Source organism: Acinetobacter schindleri, from assembly GCF_010918895.1.
Classification (GTDB): domain Bacteria; phylum Pseudomonadota; class Gammaproteobacteria; order Pseudomonadales; family Moraxellaceae; genus Acinetobacter; species Acinetobacter schindleri.
In genome coordinates, this window is record NZ_CP044483.1 from 2552078 (window position 1) to 2568832 (window position 16755).

Annotated in this window: 13 protein-coding genes; 8 read left to right on the forward strand and 5 right to left on the reverse strand. The window is 44.5% G+C overall.

Annotation, left to right across the window (positions count from 1 at the left end):
• Positions 1 to 93: 93 nt before the first annotated feature.
• On the reverse strand, positions 94 to 585 hold the full coding sequence (gene ilvN / locus FSC11_RS12250) for an acetolactate synthase small subunit (protein WP_004813125.1): 492 nt from the start codon (positions 583 to 585) through the stop codon (positions 94 to 96).
• The gene (locus tag FSC11_RS12255; RefSeq protein ID WP_163167162.1) at positions 582 to 2309 is read right to left on the reverse strand and encodes an acetolactate synthase 3 large subunit; all 1728 of its coding nucleotides are present in this window, start codon (positions 2307 to 2309) and stop codon (positions 582 to 584) included. The genes ilvN and FSC11_RS12255 overlap by 4 nt, the downstream gene beginning before the upstream one ends.
• Positions 2310 to 3000: 691 nt before the next feature.
• On the opposite strand from FSC11_RS12255, the gene FSC11_RS12260 reads away from it, so the two are divergent.
• The 7 genes from FSC11_RS12260 to FSC11_RS12290 all read left to right on the forward strand — a co-directional run bounded on the left by FSC11_RS12260 (position 3001) and on the right by FSC11_RS12290 (position 12712).
• Entirely contained in the window at positions 3001 to 3327 is a 327-nt protein-coding gene (locus tag FSC11_RS12260; RefSeq protein ID WP_227591025.1) for a DUF4124 domain-containing protein, read from the forward strand.
• Between the two features lie 121 nt (positions 3328 to 3448).
• Positions 3449 to 6070: a leucine--tRNA ligase gene (gene leuS / locus FSC11_RS12265; RefSeq protein ID WP_163167164.1), complete on the forward strand. Its 2622-nt coding sequence runs from the start codon at positions 3449 to 3451 to the stop codon at positions 6068 to 6070.
• A 212-nt stretch (positions 6071 to 6282) separates the two neighbouring features.
• Positions 6283 to 6816, forward strand: coding sequence for an LPS-assembly lipoprotein LptE (locus tag FSC11_RS12270; RefSeq protein WP_163167166.1), 534 nt, complete (start codon positions 6283 to 6285; stop codon positions 6814 to 6816).
• Positions 6817 to 6825: 9 nt separating this feature from the next.
• Positions 6826 to 7812 carry a DNA polymerase III subunit delta gene (holA, locus tag FSC11_RS12275; protein ID WP_071320456.1) on the forward strand — a complete coding sequence of 329 codons (987 nt, stop codon included), beginning with the start codon at positions 6826 to 6828 and terminating at the stop codon, positions 7810 to 7812.
• A 118-nt stretch (positions 7813 to 7930) separates the two neighbouring features.
• Complete coding sequence (locus tag FSC11_RS12280; protein WP_163167168.1) at positions 7931 to 9304, forward strand: efflux RND transporter periplasmic adaptor subunit; 1374 nt, start codon at positions 7931 to 7933, stop codon at positions 9302 to 9304.
• Positions 9305 to 9306: 2 nt separating this feature from the next.
• On the forward strand, positions 9307 to 11283 hold the full coding sequence (locus FSC11_RS12285; protein WP_163167170.1) for a MacB family efflux pump subunit: 1977 nt from the start codon (positions 9307 to 9309) through the stop codon (positions 11281 to 11283).
• 10 nt (positions 11284 to 11293) lie between these two features.
• Positions 11294 to 12712 (forward strand): efflux transporter outer membrane subunit, encoded by a 1419-nt coding sequence (locus FSC11_RS12290; protein ID WP_163167172.1) that lies wholly within the window; start codon positions 11294 to 11296, stop codon positions 12710 to 12712.
• A 39-nt stretch (positions 12713 to 12751) separates the two neighbouring features.
• Here the strand turns inward: FSC11_RS12290 and FSC11_RS12295 are convergent, their stop codons facing one another.
• Positions 12752 to 14581 carry a tetratricopeptide repeat protein gene (locus FSC11_RS12295; RefSeq protein ID WP_163167174.1) on the reverse strand — a complete coding sequence of 610 codons (1830 nt, stop codon included), beginning with the start codon at positions 14579 to 14581 and terminating at the stop codon, positions 12752 to 12754.
• A 99-nt stretch (positions 14582 to 14680) separates the two neighbouring features.
• Positions 14681 to 15451 (reverse strand): tRNA threonylcarbamoyladenosine dehydratase, encoded by a 771-nt coding sequence (locus FSC11_RS12300; protein WP_163167176.1) that lies wholly within the window; start codon positions 15449 to 15451, stop codon positions 14681 to 14683.
• A 428-nt stretch (positions 15452 to 15879) separates the two neighbouring features.
• On the opposite strand from FSC11_RS12300, the gene FSC11_RS12305 reads away from it, so the two are divergent.
• Positions 15880 to 16128: a hypothetical protein gene (locus FSC11_RS12305; protein ID WP_004813139.1), complete on the forward strand. Its 249-nt coding sequence runs from the start codon at positions 15880 to 15882 to the stop codon at positions 16126 to 16128.
• Positions 16129 to 16163: 35 nt separating this feature from the next.
• Here the strand turns inward: FSC11_RS12305 and orn are convergent, their stop codons facing one another.
• Positions 16164 to 16718 (reverse strand): oligoribonuclease, encoded by a 555-nt coding sequence (gene orn / locus FSC11_RS12310; RefSeq protein ID WP_004813140.1) that lies wholly within the window; start codon positions 16716 to 16718, stop codon positions 16164 to 16166.
• Positions 16719 to 16755: the final 37 nt, after the last annotated feature.

Genomic DNA, 16755 nt, shown 5'->3' on the forward strand with positions numbered 1-16755 from the left:
TTAATGCTTGTTTGTCTGTTTAACCAGGCAGTGAATCTTGTATTTACACTGCCTGATACCCCCTTCTTTTTAGGATGAGGAAATACTTTAAAATTAGATTGTCAGTACTTTTTCGCCGCGTGCGATACCCGAAACACCTGAACGAACCACTTCTAAAATGGTATGTTCCGCAAGTGCATCAATAAACGCATCCACCTTTTCAGTTGTACCTGCAATTTGAATGGTATAAGTCGTTGGTGTTACATCAACAATCTGACCACGGAAAATATCGGCAGTACGTTTGATTTCATCACGCGATGAACCGAGTGCTTTGACTTTAATGAGCATCAGTTCACGTTCAATATGCGCACCTTCTGACAGATCCACTACTTTTACCACTTCAACTAATTTATTCAGCTGTTTAGTAATTTGTTCGATCTTGTGATCATCGCCATAAGTGGTCAATGTCAAACGAGAAAGTGTTGGATCTTCAGTTGGCGCAACGTTCAATGTTTCGATGTTGTAGCCACGTTGTGAGAATAAACCCACTAAACGGGAAAGCGCGCCTGCTTCGTTTTCAACAAGTACAGAGATGATATGTCTCATGCTGTGCGCTCCCCTTTTGCCAACCACATATCCTGCATTGACTGACCTGCAATAAGCATCGGATAAACGTGCTCAGAGCGATCAACCATTACGTTAATAAATACGCACTTATCATTGATTGCCATCGCCTCTTCAAGCTTAGACTCAAGCTCATCTGCATGATCAATCTGAATACCAACATGACCATAAGCTTCCATCAATTTTGCAAAGTCCGGCAATGACTCTACATAAGAGCTAGAGTGACGACCTTCATAGTTCATATCCTGCCACTGTTTTACCATACCCAAGGCACGGTTGTTCAGGCACAGAATTTTCACGTTCAAGCCGTATTGCTTACAGGTTGAAAGCTCCTGGATACACATCTGGATCGATGCTTCACCAGTGATACACACCACTTGCTGATCCGGGAATGCAAGCTTAGCCGCCATTGCATATGGCAGACCTACGCCCATCGTTCCTAAACCACCTGAATTGATCCATTGACGTGGACGCTTGTAGCGGTAGTGCAATGCGCCGAACATCTGGTGCTGACCCACGTCAGAGGTGATGATCGCTTCGCCATTGGTCACTTTGTCGAGCGCACGAACTACTTGTTGAGGCTTCATCGAACCATCAGTCGGTAGATCAAACTTCAAGCAGTTCACTTGACGCCATTCATCAATTTGCTTCCACCATGCCGCAATCGCTTCAGGATTTGGCTTGGACACATTCATCTGTTTCAGCTGGTTCAGCATTTCCTTTAATACAGGTTCTACTGCACCCACGATTGGAATGTGCGCCATGATGGTTTTAGAAATCGTCGCTGGGTCAATATCAATGTGAATGACTTTGGCATTTGGACAGAATTTCGCAGGATTATTGGTTACACGGTCATCGAAACGCGCACCGATACACAGAATCACGTCTGCATTGTGCATGCTCATGTTGGCTTCATAAGTACCGTGCATACCGAGCATGCCCAGGAACTGTGGATCATCGCCCGGGAATGCACCAAGACCCATCAAGGTATTGGTTACCGGGAAGCCCAACAGATGTGCAAGTTCAGTCAATTGTGCTGAAGCATTGCCTTGAACCACACCACCGCCAGAATAAATCACTGGGCGTTTAGCATGAATCAGTTCGTCAATCGCTTTACGGATTTGACCTGAATGACCACGGTATGGTGGCTGATACGAACGCATCTTCACTTTTTCAGGATATTCGTAAGCAAATTTCTCTGCTGGATTGGTCGCATCTTTCGGAATATCAACAACGACTGGACCTGGACGACCAGAAGCAGCGATATAGAATGCTTTTTTGATAATTGCCGGAATTTCGCTGGCATGACGAACCTGGAAGCTGTGCTTCACAATCGGACGGGAAATACCAACCATGTCCGTTTCCTGGAACGCATCCTCACCAATTAAGTGACTTGCAACCTGGCCAGACAGGATCACCATTGGAATGGAATCCATATAAGCTGTTGCAATTGGGGTTACGGTATTGGTTGCGCCCGGACCTGATGTCACAAGCACGACACCAGTTTTACCTGTTACGCGCGAGTATGCATCTGCCATATGGCCGGCAGCTTGTTCGTGACGTACGAGGTAATGATTAATTTTGTCTTGTTGAAATAGCGCGTCGTAGATATGTAGAACTGCGCCGCCTGGATATCCAAAAACATGTTCAACGCCTTCATCCGCTAATGCGCGAACGAGCATTTCACCACCAGATAGAAGTTCCAACGTGATTCACCCTAATATTATTCACTGCACAAATGGGAGGCATTTGCAGTGTTCATTCATTAACTGTCTGCACTGTTATAGCACATAAATTTCATAGTTTTCATAGCAATAGGAAAAAAAATCTGGCCTCTTTACTGTTCGAGCAATACAAGACCTAAAACATGTTGGGATAAACATATTTTGCTTAGCTTTGTTCAATTTCTCGGCTAGAGAAATCGCCCACTGCATGAAATGACACTTATTCGAAGGGTGATCGATCTAAGGCATATAAAACTATTGCAGCATTCTTGTGTTTTCAGTCTGTAAAGTCAAGTTCAAAAAACACTCTGTTTCATCTAGCTTATAGGGTTTTTGCTGTTTTTCTAAACTTTTATTAAAGATATAGCTTTACACCCCCTCTTTATAAAGAAAAAAATATTCAATAAAATCATTATGATAAATATTTATTTTTATAAAATTTTAGTATGCCTTATATAAAAAAAATGAATGAATTTTTCTATTTTTTGATTTTAATGTTTATAAATAAATTTACTTATTAGTCTGTTTATATTTTCTTCAATTAGCTTTTTCTGCATTTATTACGAAAAGTCGATAAAAATACTCCTCTGATTATTTAAACTGACTACAATATGCACAACCTGAATGCTGAAACTGCAAAGGATCAATAACCATGAGACATTCACTGTTTGCCATGTTAACAAACACCCTTCTACTCTGTTTTATGAGTGGAAACACCATGGCAAATCAATACTATAAATGGGTCGATGCCAAGGGAGTAACGCATTACACCAAAACACCACCGCCAAAAAATGCAAAAAAAGCAGGTAAAGTGGAAACTTATGGCTGGAAAAATTCAGCCCCAACCCCTCCTAGAAATACTGAACCTGCTGAACAAACTGAGCACGCATCTCAAGAACAGCTGCAACAATCGCCTCAAGCTCCAGCGAATCAAGACCAGCAGCAACGCGAAGCGAACGAAGCCTTGCAACAATCTAAAAAGCGTGCAGTCGCTTTATAAGGCATCCCTTTAATAGGACAGTCGTTTTTCTTCGGGAAATGTGAGTGCAAAATTCACTATAAGTGCATTTTGCGCTATGCTGTGCCTCATAATTTTTTAACCGTTCTCTTGTATTACGTATATGACTACTCACATTGACTCAGAATACCAAGCCAGTGCGATTGAGCCTCAAGTCCAACAGGACTGGGAATCGCAGAAAGCCTTTAAAGTTGCCGACACTGTAGAAGGTCCACGTCGTTATATCCTCTCGATGTTCCCTTACCCAAGTGGCAAACTGCATATGGGTCATGTGCGTAACTATACGATTGGTGACGTGATCAGCCGTTTCCACCGTTTAAAAGGTGAAACTGTGCTTCAACCAATGGGTTGGGATGCATTCGGTCTACCTGCTGAAAACGCAGCGATTGCACACCAAGTTGCACCGGCTAAATGGACCTTTGAAAACATTGATTACATGCGTAATCAGTTGAAAAAACTCGGTCTATCGATTGACTGGGATCGTGAATTTGCCACTTGTACACCAGAATACTATCGCTGGGAACAATGGTTATTCGTTCAGCTTTATAAAAAAGGTCTGATCTACCGTAAACTTTCAACCGTAAACTGGGATCCAGTGGATCAAACTGTTCTTGCAAACGAACAAGTTGAAAATGGTCGTGGCTGGCGTTCAGGTGCATTAGTTGAGAAACGTGATATTCCAATGTACTACTTCCGCATTACCGACTATGCGCAAGAATTACTGGATGATTTAGACACACTCAAAGACGGTTGGCCACAACAAGTCTTGACTATGCAACGTAACTGGATTGGTCGCTCACAAGGGATGGAAATCACCTTCCCTTCAGCGAATCCAGAAACCTATGCAGACGGCTTAACGGTATTTACGACTCGCGCTGACACATTAATGGGTGTGACTTATGTTGCGGTTGCAGCAGAACACCCAATGGCGCTGAAAGCAGCTGAAACCAACCCTGAATTACAAGCATTCATCGAAGAATGCCGTATGGGTTCTGTGGCAGAAGCAGACCTTGCCACTGCCGAGAAGAAAGGCATGGCAACAGGTTTGTCAGTTAAGCACCCTGTAACAGGTGAACAAGTTCCAGTTTGGATCGCAAACTACGTGCTTATGTCTTACGGTTCAGGCGCGGTGATGGCGGTGCCTTCACATGATGAACGTGACTTCGAATTTGCTAACAAATATGGCCTCACCATTAAGCAAGTCATTGATGCGAAAGGCGCTAATGATGCGGACTTTAATGCAACAGAGTGGCAAGAATGGTATGGCTCTAAAGAAGGTAAACTGGTCAATTCAGGTGAATTTGACGGTTTAGACTTCCAAGGCGCATTCGATGCATTCCTGGCAAAACTTGAACCTCAAGGTCTTGCCAACGTTAAAGTTCAATTCCGTTTACGTGACTGGGGTGTCTCTCGTCAGCGTTATTGGGGTTGTCCAATTCCAATGATTAACTGTGACACCTGTGGTCAAGTGCCAGTGCCAGAAGATCAACTTCCTGTTGTACTTCCAACGGATGTGGTGCCAGACGGTTCAGGTAACCCGCTTAATAAAATGCCTGAGTTCTATGAAACGAAATGTCCTTGCTGTGGTGGCGACGCTCGTCGTGAAACAGACACCTTGGATACCTTCGTAGAGTCTTCTTGGTACTATGCACGTTATGCATCGCCAGACTTTACTGATGGCATGGTGAAACCTGAAGCAGGTCAAACCTGGTTGCCTGTAAACCAGTATATCGGTGGTGTTGAGCATGCGATTCTACACTTGCTCTATGCACGTTTCTTCCACAAATTGATGCGTGATGAAGGTGTGGTACAAGGCAACGAACCATTCACGAACTTGTTAACACAAGGTATGGTACTTGCTGATACTTACTACCGCGAAGCTGAATCAGGTAAGAAAACCTGGTTTAACCCTGCGGATATCGAGTTAGAGAAAGACGAAAAAGGTCGTATTCTTTCTGCCAAATACAAAGGTGATGGTCAAGAAGTCACTGTCGGCGGTCAAGAGAAAATGTCGAAATCGAAAAACAACGGGATCGACCCGCAAGCGATTATTGACCAATACGGCGCAGACACTGCACGTGTATTCATGATGTTTGCTGCACCACCTGATCAATCTCTTGAATGGTCAGATGCAGGTGTGGAAGGTGCAAACCGTTTCTTGAAACGTGTATGGCGTTTGGCAACGGGTTTCCTTGAACAAGGTAACAATGTATCAGCTATTGATAAATCTACGCTTTCTACTGCTGCGCAAGACTTACGCCGTAAAACGCATGAAACCATCCAAAAAGTGGGTGATGACATCGAACGTCGTCATGCATTTAACACTGCCATTGCAGCGATGATGGAACTTCTGAACGCAAACAATAAGTTTGAAGCGAAAGATGACAATGACGTGGCGGTTGCACGTGAATCGATCATTACGCTTTTAACGTTGCTTGCACCATTTGCACCACACTTAAGCCAGACTCTATTGGCGCAGTTTGGTATTGAGTTAACTTCTGCTCAGTTCCCAAGCGTTGATGAGTCTGCATTAACCCGTAATACCCAAACCATCGTGGTTCAAGTGAACGGTAAACTTCGTGGCAAATTAGAAGTATCTGTCGATGCGTCTAAAGATGACATCTTGGCGCAAGCGAAAGCATTGCCAGAAGTTCAACAATTCTTGACGGGTCCAACCAAGAAAGAAATTGTGGTGCCGAATAAGTTAGTGAATTTGGTGGTTTAATATCCTCAAGTTCCCTCTCCTATTAGGAGAGGGTTAGGGAGAGGTAAGTTGAAAAAATCACCTCATCCTAGCCTTCTCCCAGAGGGAGAAGGGACTTTATAAAGGATTTCACAATTCCCAAACAAAGCCCGTTGCCAGTCAACGGGCTTTGACTTTACAATCCCCTACAGAATTTCAATATTTTCCCATTTTGGAAAAACAGAGGACAGCGCATGCATTTGGGCAAACGTTTAGCAGTAATTGTTTTAACTTGTGGCCTGAGTGCAGGCCTAGTCGGCTGTGGCTTCCATCTTAAAGGTAATAATCCAAGCTCAGTACCTGTGGCTTATTCAGTAATGAGTCTGGCTTTACCTGCCAATACCGAGGAACTTCAGGAAAAACTAGCAATTTATCTGGGTGCGGCCGGCGTACAATTGTCAAATTCACCAAATGCCTATGTATTGCGTGTACTGGATTATACTCCGCGTCGTTTGGAATTAAACGGTAAACTGGTAGAAACATTATTACGTCTCAATGTGACTTTCCGTATTGAAGATGCACAAGGTAATCCTGTGACTGAACCGCGTACGATCGTCGCGACCCGCACCTATCAATATGATATCGAGACAGTAAATACTGATGACCAGGAAGAAGTTTTCTTAAGACAGGTACTTGTAGATGATGTAGCACAACAGATTGCGCGTCAGATTTCGTCGAACCGTCTACCTTTGGCAAAACCTGCCACTCCTACTCAACCGGCACAATAAGACTGAACCATGAAACTTGATTACCTTCAGGCATTAAAACGTGTCTCCGATGCTCGCGGTGCCTGGGTGTTACATGGTCAGGAACCTCTGCTTGAGCAGAACTTGATGGATGCTTTTCGTACCAGCTGGCAACAGCGGGAAGTTGAACGTCAGCGCTATGATGTCAGTTCGGTCAGTGACTGGAAAAATGTCTTTAATGCATTAAATAGTTTGTCTCTGTTTTCGACTCAATTAGCGGTTGAAGTACATGGCAACATCAAGCCGGACGCTAGTGGCATCAAGCTATTAAAAAGCTATTTGCAGCAGGACAGTGACAATTTATTGCTGATCATCATGCCTAAACAGGATAGTAGCAGCCTGAAATCCAGCTTTTTCCAGGTCATGGATGCCAATGGCGTCAATGTCTCTCTGACAGCCAATTATCCGCGCGACCGTCAGCAAATTTTGTCAGTTGAGGCAGAAAAGCTCGGCATTAAACTTGCCAATGATGCCTGGGTATGGTTGGAACAACACCATGAGCATAACCTGCTGGCAGCCAAAAATAGTCTGATGCGTGTTAGTGATACCTTTGCTGAGATCGATGTAATCCAGGTGGATCATCTGTATGCCTGCCTGCAAGATCAATCACGTTATAGTACCTATGACCTGAGTGATGCCTTGCTAAATGGCAATCTGGCACAATCGATTAAAATTTTTCAGTATCTGATTGCTTCTGGTGAGCCATTGAGCTTAATTCTGTGGAGTATCAGCAAGGAAATGCGTTTGTTAATGCAACTGTTTGAACAGCCACAAAATGCGCTACAGATCGGTATCTGGAAAACCAAAGTTAGCCTATATCAACAGGCTTTACGTCGACTTAGCCCACAAACCTTTTTAGCTTGGCCGGCCCTGTTATTAAGAGTTGATGCTTCTATCAAAGGGTTGGGGCATGAAAACCCTGAACATTTGGTGCAGCAAGCCATTGCCAGCATGTGTGGCAAAACTTTATTTCATTAATAGCTTAATCATCAGATAAATAAAATAATAATCATTCTTATTTGTTAAAAAAATTCACGATTTATCCTTAATTCGCTTTTATAATCACTCACATATCTCTGACTTAAATCTGTTCACTATGCCAAAAATAAAACCGTCCAAACTGATCATGGCAGTAGTCATTGCCATTGCACTTATAGCCACCGGGTGGTATTTCCTCAAACCTGAAGAACAGCCAACACAATACATTACTGCTGAGGTGACTCAGGGAGATATTGAAAACTCGGTACTGGCAACAGGTGTACTGGAAGCCACCAAAATGGTCAGCGTCGGTGCGCAGGTTTCTGGTCAGGTGAAAAGAATGTATGTGCAACTGGGCGATCAGGTTAAACAGGGTCAGTTAATTGCTCAAATTGATTCTGTACGTCAGGAAAATGATTTAAAAACTGCTGAAGCCAGTATTAAAAACCAGATGGCTCAATTGGCAGTGCGACAAGCAAATCTGGCCAAAGTTGAAGCAGAATATAACCGTCAGAAAGCCATGTATGCACAGGATGCGACTTCTCGTTCAGAGCTGGAATCAGCCTTGGCAAGTTATAAGACAGCACAAGCGGACATTACTGCAATTAATGCTCAGATTGAACAGTCACGTTTAACTTTGGCCACTGCAAAAGAAGATCTGGGCTATACCCAAATCGTGGCACCGATGGATGGCACCATTGTGGCGATTGTGACTGAAGAAGGCCAGACCGTAAACGCGAACCAGAGTGCACCGACCATTGTGAAGCTGGCAAAACTTGACACCATGACCATCAAAGCCGAGATTTCTGAAGCAGATGTCATGAAAGTTGAAGAAGGCCAAACGGTTTATTTCACTACCCTAGGCAACAGTGAAAAGAAAATCTACGCGAAACTACGTCAGGTAGAACCAGCACCAAATTCAATTAATACCGATACCAATACTTCAAGTTCATCTTCTAGTTCTGCAGTGTATTACAACGCCTTGTTCGATGTACCGAATGAAGATGGCAAATTGCGTATTGATATGACGGCGCAAGTTTATATTGTGCTGGATGAAGCACGAAATGTATTGACCATTCCAGCCGCTGCGATTCAAACCTCTAACCGTCCACAACGTCCAAATCGTGGTGAAGGCGCTCAAGAAACACGCGGCGAGGGTCGTCCACGCAGCGAAGAGTCTGCTGCTCGTGATGAAAGCCGTGCTGACAATGCAAAAGGTGAACGCCCTGCCCGTCTGGAACTTTCTGATGCAGAACGTGCTCTGATTGAACAAGGCAAAGCTCAACGTGCCATGGTTCGCGTATTACAAGCGGACGGCACTGCTAAACCGACACCAGTGCTGATCGGTCTGAATAACCGTGTGACAGCGCAAGTGATTAAAGGCCTGAAACGTGGTGATCAGGTGATCATTGCCGATGGTTCAGACACTTCAAATGACGGTGCTAAACGAAGCGGTGGTGGTCGTAGTGGCGCCGGCCCAATGAGAATGTAAGCATGAGTCAACAACAACAGCCTCTGTTAGAGGTCAAGAATCTGATTCGTGAATTCCCAGCGGGTGAAAGTACGGTTCAGATTCTCAAGGGTGTTAACCTCGAAATCTATCCCGGCGAGCTGGTTGCCATTGTTGGTCAGTCCGGTTCAGGTAAATCCACCTTGATGAATATTCTGGGCTGTCTGGATAAACCCACTGCTGGTAGCTATAAAGTCAAAGGGCGTGAAACCCGCGAACTGGAAGCGGACGAGCTGGCCCAGTTACGCCGTGAATACTTCGGCTTTATTTTCCAGCGTTATCATCTTCTTGGTGACTTGAATGCTGCAGGCAACGTTGAAGTGCCTGCCATTTACGCGGGTGCGGACTCAACTGAACGCCATGAGCGTGCTGTCAAATTGCTGACAGATTTGGGGCTAGGTGAAAAAACCGAAAACCGCCCAAGTCAGCTGTCTGGTGGTCAGCAGCAGCGTGTTTCAATTGCTCGGGCCTTAATGAATGGTGGTGACGTTATTCTTGCCGATGAACCAACAGGGGCATTGGACAAGAATAGCGGTATTGAAGTAATGCGCATTTTGCGCGAGCTGAATGCCAAAGGTCATACCATTATTCTGGTTACACATGATCATAATGTGGCCAAGAATGCGACCCGTATTATTGAGATTTCAGACGGTAATATTATTTCTGATCAGCAGAATGTACCTGAAGTCGATGATGGTTTTACAAAGCAAACACTAGAACGCAGTGAACAGAAGAAAATCTCCAGCTGGCGTTCAGCGGTAGATCGTCTTGGTGAAGCATTCCGTATGGCGCTACTCGCCATGAATGCCCACCGCATGCGAACCTTTCTGACCATGCTTGGGATTATTATCGGGATTGCCTCCGTGGTTTCCGTGGTTGCGCTGGGTAACGGCTCGCAAAAGCAGATTCTGGAAAATATTAGCAGTCTCGGGACCAATACTATTACTGTATTCCAGGGCCGTGGCTTCGGGGATAATTCACGGTCCTCCCAAGCCAAAACCCTAATTCCTGCGGATGCAGATGCTTTGGCAGAACAGCCGTATGTTGATGGTGTCAGTCCATCGGTCAACAGCAGTGTCACTGGACGGTATAAAGAGATTGAAGCTTCAACCACCGTCAACGGCGTCAGTGAAGACTTCTTCTATGTCAGAGGCATGACTTTTAAGTCCGGTCAGCCTTTTGATAAGGAAAGTGTGACTGAACAGGCCCAAGATGTGGTCATTGATACCAATACCCAAAACACTTTCTTCAAAGATGGTACCAATCCGGTTGGACAGGTGATTTTGCTGGGTAGTGTACCAACCCGAGTGATTGGAGTCATTGATGCGCAAAAAGGCATGATGGGCAACAATGATACGCTGAATGTATACCTGCCTTATTCAACTGTCATGAGCCGTATGCTGGGACAGTCAAATGTGCGTCAGATCATTGTACGTATTAAAGATGAGTACCCAAGTGCCGCGGCTGAAAATGCGATCCTGAACTTACTGGTACAGCGCCACGGTGCGCAGGATGTATTCACTCAGAATGCGGACAGTATTCGTGAAACCATTCAGCAGACGACCCAGACCATGACCTTGCTGATTTCTGCGATTGCAGTCATTTCTCTGGTCGTCGGCGGTATTGGTGTGATGAACATCATGCTGGTGTCGGTAACAGAACGTACCCAGGAAATTGGGGTACGTATGGCGGTCGGTGCCCGTCAAAGTGATATTCTGCAGCAGTTCCTGATTGAAGCAGTACTGGTGTGTATTCTGGGCGGCATTTTGGGTGTGCTGCTATCCCTCGGGATTGGTCAACTCATTAACCATTTTGCTGGAGGTACTTTCCAGATGGCATATTCGACCACTTCCATTGTGGCAGCCTTTGTCTGCTCTAGCCTGATCGGTATTGTGTTCGGCTTTATCCCGGCGCGTAATGCAGCACGACTAAATCCTGTCGATGCTCTCTCTCGAGAATAAGGAATCTGATATGCAAATGAATTTAACCAAACTTGCCAGTGCCCTGCTTCTCGGGAGTTCACTGGTGGGGTGTGCAGCTGTGGTAAAAACACCCTATGAACAGCCAAGCATAGCTGTGCCTGGCAGTTTTCAGAATAATACTGCGCTAAGTAAGCAGATTTATGATGATGTCCTGGCTGACCAGTGGTGGACCTTATTTAGAGACCCACAGCTAAATACGCTTGTCGAGGATGTATTATCACGCAATAGCAACCTTGCAGTAGCCGGGATTAATCTGCAACAGGCACGTATTCAGACCAGACAAACACAAAGCCAGCAAGGTATACGCATTGGTGATGCACGTGTTTCAACTGGTCGTCAGTTTAGTCTGGATGGCGACGGTGACCGTTCTACTGGAATTTCACTAGGTTATCCTGGTCTTAGTTATGAGCTGGATCTATTTGGCAAGCTTGCCAATCAGACTGAAGCAGCCCGTTGGGAAGCTCGTGCTACTGAACAAGACTTGCAGGCAACGGCGCAAAGCCTGATTGGAACGACTGCACAGCTTTACTGGCAATTGGCTTATTTAAATGAGCGCTATAGTGTCGTACAGCAGAACCTGGCAACGGCACAGAAGACTTATGACCTGGTACGGGTACAGTATCGTGCTGGTGCAGTTTCCGGACTAGATCTGACCCAGGCTGAACAGGCAATCCAGAGCCAGCAAGCTACTTTAAGTCAGATCGAGCAACAACGCGTTGAAACACGTACCGCACTTGCAGTCCTTATGAATATGCCGGTGCAGCAGCTTTCTATTCAGGAACCACAACGTCTGCCGAATATTGCCTTGCCTGCGATTGAAGCGGGTTTGCCTGCAAGTCTGCTGTCACGTCGTCCAGACTTAAATGCTGCTGAATTGCGTTTACGTAAAGCGCTTACCAATAAAGATGCTAACAAGGCCAGCTATTATCCATCAATTAGTCTGACCGGTAGCTTAAGTACGGGTATTGGTACCAGCACGTCTTTGTCAGATGCGCTAAAAAATCCGGTTGCAACATTGGGCGCAGGTCTCACCTTGCCCTTCCTGCAATGGAATGACATGAAACGTGATCTACAAGTGAATGAACTGGAATATGAAAAAGCAATTCTGCAATATCGCCAAACCATTTATGAAGCTTTTGCCGATGTAGAAAATGCCCTGTCAAATCGTACTGAGCTGACAAAACAGGTCGAGCTACAGCGTCGTAATGTCGAGCTGGCAGAGAAAACAGAACGTTTGACTGAAGTACGTTATCGTAATGGTGCAGTTGCCTTGAAGAACTTACTTGATGCGCAGGAAACCACACGTAATGCGCGCCTCAGTCTGGTACAAACGCGTCAAAATCAATACAACGCTTATGTTACTTTGCTGCAGGCGCTGGGTGGTAGTCCAATCAAGCAATTACCATAATATCTTCAAATAAAAAACCGCTGCCGAGGCAGCGGTTTTTTATGCCAGTCTGTTTTTCATTTGCAGATAGGCATTTAAATTATTGAGCTGCTCCTGCGAAGCCGCATGTCCTAGCAAGCTTCCCTTCTCTAGCCATGCTCGGGCAAGCGTTACATCACGATCTACGCCAATACCCTTGGTGTATACACGTCCCAGATGACCATAAGCGTCAGCATTTACCTGTGCAGCAGCTTTATGATAGAACTGGATCGCTTGATCTATATTAGCTTCAACACCAATACCGTGTTCCATCACTTCCCCGAGTGCATTCAAGGCCATGGCATTCTGCTGGGCAGCTGCCTGCTTTAAATAATTCAGACCTAAAGCAATCTCCTGCTCTATGCCTTCACCTTTAAGATAATTCATACCGAGCTGTGCTTGTGCGTGTGCATGACCGAACTGGGCCGCTTGATGCAAATAGCGTTTGGCCTGTTCCTCATTCACTTCAAAGACTGGATAAAAACCAGAATATGCTTGATACAGATACCAGGCAGCCTTACTTGAACCTTTCGCCACCGCCTGATTCAAATATTGAATTGCCTTTTCTCGTGTCGGCAGTGGATATTCAGGCAAGCCATAAAAACGTCCCACTATATAAATCAGATCAGCTTCAGACTGTGCTGCAAGTTGCTCTTGCTGTGCAATTTCCTGAATCATTTGGGTAGCTTTAGCCGTATCTTTTGCTACACCTACTCCGTTTAAATAGCAGAGTGCCAGACCCATCTGACTAAAGCCATGATCAGGATCATTTTGCAAGGCATGTTGATAGAGTTCAAATGCTTTCTCCGGTTCATGTGCGACCAGATAAGACTCATAATATAACGCTGCAATCATGCACAAAGCTTGAGGAAACTGAGTATTCGCCGCTTCACTCCAATAGCGAAAAGCCATGGTTTCATTCTTATCGACAAACCAACCATAAAAATAGGCTAAACCAAGTAAAGTTTTGGCTTGAGCATCTTTATGCTCATAAGACAGCTGTTGCAAATGCTGCAAGATCCGCTGCCGCTGATCAACATCAATCGTACCTAGCAATACACCAGCATAATAATCATACAAACCATTCTGATCGCCCAAATTAACGCTTTGTTTAATGAAGCGTAAGGCTTTTGACTGATCCTGTGGTAATAGCTCACCGCTTGCATACAGTTGTGCAATCTGTTGGGTTGCTTCGAGATGATCTTGCTGCGCGGCCAGAAACAGATAATGGATTCCCAAGCTTAAATCTTGGGTGGTGCCCTCTGCCAAATAGTATTGTGCCAACTGGTACTGTGAACCAGAGTGTCCCTGATCTGCATTCTGAATCAGCAGTTGTAGACGATGCTGTTCTGCTGCATCCTGAATGGGTTCGGACAATTCGGTAATTCGATACTGGGCTTCCAGATTACCGCGTGCCACGGCATGACGATACCAATACAGTGCTTTTTCGCGATCTCGATGCTGATAACGGTCATCCTCAAAGACCTGTCCCAAATGGTAAGCAGCTTCATCACTGCCAAGACGGAATGCATTTTCAAACAGATTAATCGCATTTTCGGTACTTTGCGGACGCCCCAAACCTTTGAGTTGCATCAGCCCCATACCGACATAGGCCTGAGGGATTTCCTGCTGTTGAGCCAGATCCTGATAGATCTGATAGGCACGCGCATAATTCGACTGCTGCCCTTCAGTACTGAGACGAGCAGCGTGCTTGAGCTGGGCCTCAACCTGTTCAATCCATAGGTCATGTTGCACTGCCCTGGCTTGATCTCGTGTTACCGGGTCAGGACGCTTCCACATCCAGATCCCCAACGCCACGATTCCCAAAATCAGCACCAGTAAGAACCACATAGCTGCTCCCTGATATTGTTTTTTGTTATATGAATATAGTCTTCATTCTAAACGCAGGCACAAAAAAAGCACAGTAACTGTGCTTTTTTATTTTGTATATCAGTCTTTTGCTCGCTTCATATCCAACTTTTTCAACACTTCTGATACTGCAACCATGGCAAAACTGGAAGTCACCACTACCGCTGAACCATAGCCACCGCAACGTAAGCCCGCGCTTGGACAGACATCGGCACTGGAGAAGGGATTGTCGATTGAATAAACACAGGTGATGCCAAATTTTTCTTTCGGTTTTTTACAGATACCTTTTGCACGTAATTGCGTACGTAATTTTGCCAGCATCGGGTCCTGTTCAGTTTTGGATAAATCAGCCACCCGGATTTTTAATGGGTCCAGTTTACCGCCTGCTCCACCCGAGACAATCAGAGGAATTTTATTGAAACGGCAATGCAGCATCAAAGCAAATTTAGCTTTTACATCATCAATACAGTCCAGAATGATGTCAGGATTACCTGCCAGGATTTCTTTGACATTTTCAGGCGAGAGATAGTCATCAATCAAGTTTACTTTAATACGTGGGTTAATCGCACGGCAGCGTTCTGCCATGATTTCAATCTTTTCACGGCCTAAGGTGGTCGTCATCGCGGGTAACTGACGATTGATATTCGATGCCGCCACTACATCCATATCAACAAGAGTCAGTTCACCGATTCCGGTACGTGCCAGTGCTTCGACTGCCCATGAACCGACACCGCCAATTCCAATCACCATCACATGACTGTTTTCATAATGATTAAAGCTGTCATCGCCATAAATTTTGGCTACACCGGCAAAGCGGCGGTCATATTCATCATCTTGAAGCAGATCAGTCATAGGTCATCAATAGCAAGAAAAACATCGGGGGCATTTTAGCAAATTCGCAGCCGGTTGACTGCCACTAAAATTCAGACACAAAATCAGTCAAAAAACTATTCTTTAACCATCCATAAAAAGCTTAAAATCGATCAAATTCTATTCGCCATTAAAATCATCACAATAGATCTTTTTCAAAAATCAAAAAATGATCGTTATATTCATATTTAAATAGATATTGAAAGTTTCTTCTCCCTCTAGAATGAGAAGTATTACTTCGCAAGAGGAGAAGGGAGATTTCTTAGATATAACCTTTTCCTTGCGCAGTAGTGCTACTCATCTCCTACAAAGAGGAGAATTTCATTTTAATGATTAAAAAATGATTTATGAAAGAAGCCTAATAACCAGAATATTTTAATCCTTCTCAGCTTATAGGGAGTCAGGTCAGTATGCTATTTAACGCTCTTTATGCACTCATGGTTGTTCTGTTCCTGCTTTATCTTTATGGCTTAGTTTTCAAAAAGCAGAAAAATTATTATATCAGTATCATGATTCGCTTACTGACTTTGGGATTATTTGCTTTAATTGTCTTTGATCAACATGAAACCCAGATCCATCTTGCTTTGGTCCTGCTCACCTGGGTACTGTTTGAAAGCAGCGACAATTTTTATAATAAAAGACTCTCTTCAAGTAAATAAAAAAGAGGCTTTACGCCTCTTTTTCAATGTCCGGATTACTTGTTCATAATGAAAAAATATTCACGATAGTATTTCAGTTCAGCAATTGAATCACGAATATCATCCATCGCCAGATGTGAAGCATTTTTCTTAAGACCACTCATGATTTCCGGACGCCAGCGTTTTGCCAACTCTTTCACTGAAGACACATCCAGGTTACGGTAATGGAAATATTGCTCCAGTTCTGGCATCAGACGGTGCAAGAAGCGACGATCCTGACAGATCGAATTACCACACATGGGTGATACTTTTGGATTGACCCATTTTTTCAAGAATTCAATGGTTTGTTGTTCAGCATCTTGTGCAGTAAGTTTGCTGCGACGCACACGCTCCACCAGACCCGATTGTCCATGTTGACGGGTATTCCATTCATCCATGGCATTGAGCACACGATCCGACTGATGAACTGCAAGGACAGGACCTTCGGCAAGAATATTTAAATTGTCATCGGTTACAATCGTTGCAACTTCAATAATCTGGTCATTGTCTGTATCCAGACCTGTCATTTCCAGGTCGATCCAAATCAGGCGGCTATCAGGGGTGCTGCTCATAAATGTGCAATCTTATTAGGCTATAAAACATTTATAG